The organism is Phocaeicola sp., from assembly GCF_048170425.1.
GTDB lineage: Bacteria > Bacteroidota > Bacteroidia > Bacteroidales > Bacteroidaceae > Phocaeicola.
In genome coordinates, this window is sequence record NZ_DBEXBB010000317.1 from 1 (window position 1) to 4,262 (window position 4,262).

2 protein-coding genes are annotated in these 4,262 nt (G+C 48.3%); both read left to right on the plus strand.

The window, feature by feature from the left end; all coding sequences use genetic code 11:
- Positions 1–202: 202 nt before the first annotated feature.
- Positions 203–2,113: a methylmalonyl-CoA mutase small subunit gene (gene mutA, locus ACMJ0U_RS12235; protein ID WP_417130157.1), complete on the plus strand. Its 1,911-nt coding sequence runs from the start codon at positions 203–205 to the stop codon at positions 2,111–2,113.
- An 8-nt stretch (positions 2,114–2,121) separates the two neighbouring features.
- A partial coding sequence (gene scpA, locus ACMJ0U_RS12240) for a methylmalonyl-CoA mutase (protein WP_417130158.1) occupies positions 2,122–4,262 on the plus strand: 2,141 nt, incomplete at its 3' end.

The window sequence follows — 4,262 nt, forward strand, 5'->3', positions numbered from 1 at the left end:
GACTGTTTTCCACCTGTACTTTTAACGGCATCACAAATGTAGGAAAACGCAACTTCCCGTTTAATGTTTTTAGCTTTCTGTCGCCATAAAAAAAGAGGAATGTAGGATAAACAGCCGGAAAATTTGTATATTTGCCCATGCAGGCCATTACCCTGCTCTACAATTTTAAATCTGAATATCAACCCAAAAACACTAATTCACTATGGCAGATAGTAAAGAAAAACTCTTTTCAGATTTTTCCCCGGTGTCCACACAGGAATGGATGGATAAAATTACGGTCGATTTGAAAGGGGCTGATTTTGAGAAAAAGTTGGTATGGAAAACCAACGAAGGTTTCAAAGTGAAACCATTCTACCGTCAAGAAGATTTGGAAGGATTGAAAACCACTGAAGGGCTTCCCGGACAATACCCCTACGTAAGAGGCATCAAAAAAGATGACAACACTTGGTTCATCCGTCAGGATATAATAGTGGAAAACGCAGCCGAAGCTAATGCAAAAGCCTTGGATATATTAAATAAAGGTGTAGACTCGCTCGGTTTCCATATCAAAGCCAAAGAACTCAATGCTGAATATCTCGACACATTGCTGAAAGACATCTGCTGCGAATGTATCGAACTGAACTTCTCTACCTGTCAGCGCCATACGCTGCAACTGGCCCAACTGCTAGTAGCCTACTTCCAGAAAAAAGGATATGCACCTGAAAAACTGAAAGGTTCGCTCAACTTCGACCCCATCAGTAAGATGATGCAAAAAGGGAAAGACGTAAGCGCTGTCATTGCCACAGGGAAGGAACTGGTAGAGACACTGGCCGGATACCCGCATTTCCGTTGTATTGCAGTTAACTCTGTACAGTTGAACAACGCCGGAGCCTACATTTATCAGGAATTAGGATATGCACTGGCCTGGGGAAATGAGTACCTCAACCTGTTGGTAGAGGCAGGTGTACCTGCCGCACTGGCCGCCAAGAAAATCAAATTTAACTTCGGCATCAGTTCCAACTATTTTATGGAAATCGCCAAATTCCGTGCGGCACGTATGCTGTGGGCTGATATTGTGAAACAATACGCGCCGAAATGCCCGCGTACGGACTGCCAGAATACCGGAGCTGACGGCACCTGCTATTGTGCCTGCAAGATGGTGGCTCATGCAGAAACTTCCAATTTTAACCTTACGTTATTCGATGCACACGTGAACTTGCTCCGCACACAGACAGAGGCCATGAGTGCTGCCATTGCCGGAGTCAACTCCATCACGGTATCTCCATTCGACAAAGTTTATCAGACACCGGACGATTTCTCAGAAAGAATCGCCCGCAACCAGCAACTGCTGTTGAAAGAAGAATCACACCTGAACCGTATCGTTGATCCGGCAGCTGGTTCTTATTATATTGAAAACCTGACTGTAGCCATTGCCAAACAGGCTTGGAACCTTTTCCTTTCTGTAGAAGAAGCAGGGGGGATGTTGCAGGCAGTCAAGGCTGGAAGCATTCAGGAAGCTGTAAACCAGAGTAATAAGGCCCGTCATGAAGCGGTGTCCAAACGCAAGGAAATTTTGCTGGGAACCAACCAGTATCCGAATTTCAACGAACTGGCCGGCGACAAACGTCCGCTGGATGGATGCAAGAAATGCGGTTGCGGTGGAGACGCACACGAAGAGGAAGCCGGTCTTGCCAAACTGGAAACGGCACGTGCTGCCAGCGAATTTGAAGCACTCCGTCTGGAAACTGAAAATTCAGGCAAACGGCCGAAAGCTTTCATGCTGACCATCGGTAATCTGGCCATGCGTCAGGCTCGTGCACAGTTCTCATGCAACTTCCTGGCTTGTGCAGGCTATCAGGTAATTGACAACTTAGGATTTGCCAGTGTAGAAGAAGGGGTTGAAGCTGCCATAAAAGCACAGGCAGACATCGTGGTAATCTGCTCCAGCGATGATGAATATGCAGAATATGCTATCCCGGCCTTCAAGGCACTCAACGGACGCGCTATGTTTATCGTAGCCGGCGCTCCGGCCTGCATGGAAGAACTGAAGGCTGCCGGCATCGAAAACTTCATTCACGTGCGTTGCAACGTACTGGAAACCTTACGCGAATACAACAGCAAACTTTTATCCTGAATTGAACTATGAGACAGAATTTCAAACAAATCGATATATTTGCCGATTTCCATCCGCAAAACGGCATGGAATGGCAGAAAGAAAATGGCATCACTGCCAACTGGAAAACACCTGAACAGATTCAGGTGAAACCTGTATACACCAAAGAAGACCTGGAAGGCATGGAACACCTGAACTATGCAGCCGGTATTCCTCCTTATCTTCGTGGCCCGTACTCCATGATGTACACCTTCCGCCCGTGGACCATCCGTCAGTATGCCGGATTCTCTACAGCAGAAGAGTCCAACGCATTCTACCGTCGTAACCTGGCTTCCGGTCAGAAAGGATTGTCAGTAGCTTTCGACCTTCCGACACACCGTGGATACGACCCTGACCATCCGCGTGTAGTGGGCGACGTTGGTAAAGCCGGTGTATCTATCTGTTCATTGGAAAACATGAAAGTGCTTTTCGACGGTATTCCTTTGAACAAGATGTCTGTTTCCATGACCATGAACGGTGCGGTACTTCCTGTCATGGCCTTCTACATCAACGCCGGACTGGAACAGGGTGCCAAACTGGAGGAAATGGCTGGAACCATCCAGAATGATATTCTGAAAGAATTCATGGTACGTAACACCTACATTTATCCGCCTGCCTTCTCCATGAAGATTATTTCTGACATCTTTGAATATACTTCTCAGAAGATGCCGAAATTCAACTCTATCTCTATTTCGGGATACCACATGCAGGAAGCGGGGGCCACTGCCGACATCGAGCTGGCTTATACACTGGCCGACGGACTGGAATACCTCCGTGCAGGAGTGGCTGCCGGCATTGACATTGACGCTTTTGCTCCACGTCTGTCGTTCTTCTGGGCCATCGGTATGAACCACTTCATGGAAATAGCCAAGATGCGTGCCGCACGTATGCTGTGGGCAAAGATTGTAAAACAGTTCAATCCGAAGAATCCGAAATCACTGGCACTGCGTACACACTCACAGACTTCCGGATGGTCACTGACCGAACAGGACCCGTTTAACAACGTAGGACGTACCTGTATCGAAGCCATGGCTGCCGCATTGGGACACACGCAGTCACTGCATACCAACGCATTGGACGAAGCGATTGCCCTTCCGACCGACTTCTCGGCACGTATCGCACGTAATACACAGATTTACATTCAGGAAGAAACGCAGATTTGCAAGAACGTGGACCCATGGGGTGGTTCTTACTACGTGGAAGCGTTGACCAACGAACTGGCTCACAAGGCTTGGGAACACATTCAGGAAATCGAGAAACTGGGCGGTATGGCCAAAGCCATCGAAACCGGTATTCCGAAAATGCGTATCGAGGAAGCTGCTGCACGTACTCAGGCTCGTATCGACTCGGGTGAACAGACTATCGTGGGTACAAACAAATATCGTCTGGAAAAAGAAGACCCGATTGATATTCTGGAAGTGGACAACACTGCCGTACGTCAGGAACAGATTGAAAACCTGCGCCGCCTGAAAGAAGGCCGTAACCAGGCCGAAGTGGACAAGGCATTGGAGGCTATTACCGAATGCGTACGCACCGGAAAGGGTAACTTGCTGGAACTGGCCGTAGAAGCCGCTCGCGTACGTGCTACACTGGGAGAAATATCTGACGCCTGCGAAAAAGTCGTAGGACGTTATAAAGCAATTATCAGAACAATATCAGGCGTGTATTCATCAGAAAGTAAAAAGGATGCAGATTTCGCACGGGCTTGCGAACTGACCGAAGAATTTGCGAAGAAAGAAGGCCGTCGTCCGCGTGTCATGATTGCCAAGATGGGACAGGACGGACACGACCGTGGTGCCAAGGTAGTAGCTACCGGATTTGCAGACTGTGGTTTCGACGTGGATATGGGACCGTTGTTCCAGACTCCGGAGGAAGCTGCTCGCGAAGCTGTAGAAAACGACGTTCATGCAGTGGGAGTTTCTTCATTGGCTGCCGGACACAAGACATTGATTCCGCAAATCATCGCCGAATTGAAACGTCTGGGCCGCGAAGATATTCTGGTCTTTGCAGGTGGTGTCATCCCGGCACAGGACTACGATTTCTTGTATAAAGCTGGAGTAATGGCTATCTTTGGTCCGGGTACTTCCGTGGCTAAATCAGCTTGCCAGGTAATGGAACTGTTGTTAGAAGC

What these genes read in the sequence shown, in the direction of transcription:
- mutA (WP_417130157.1), top strand. Translation starts at nt 203, where the DNA reads ATGGCAGATAGTAAAGAAAAACTCTTTTCAGATTTTTCCCCGGTGTCC.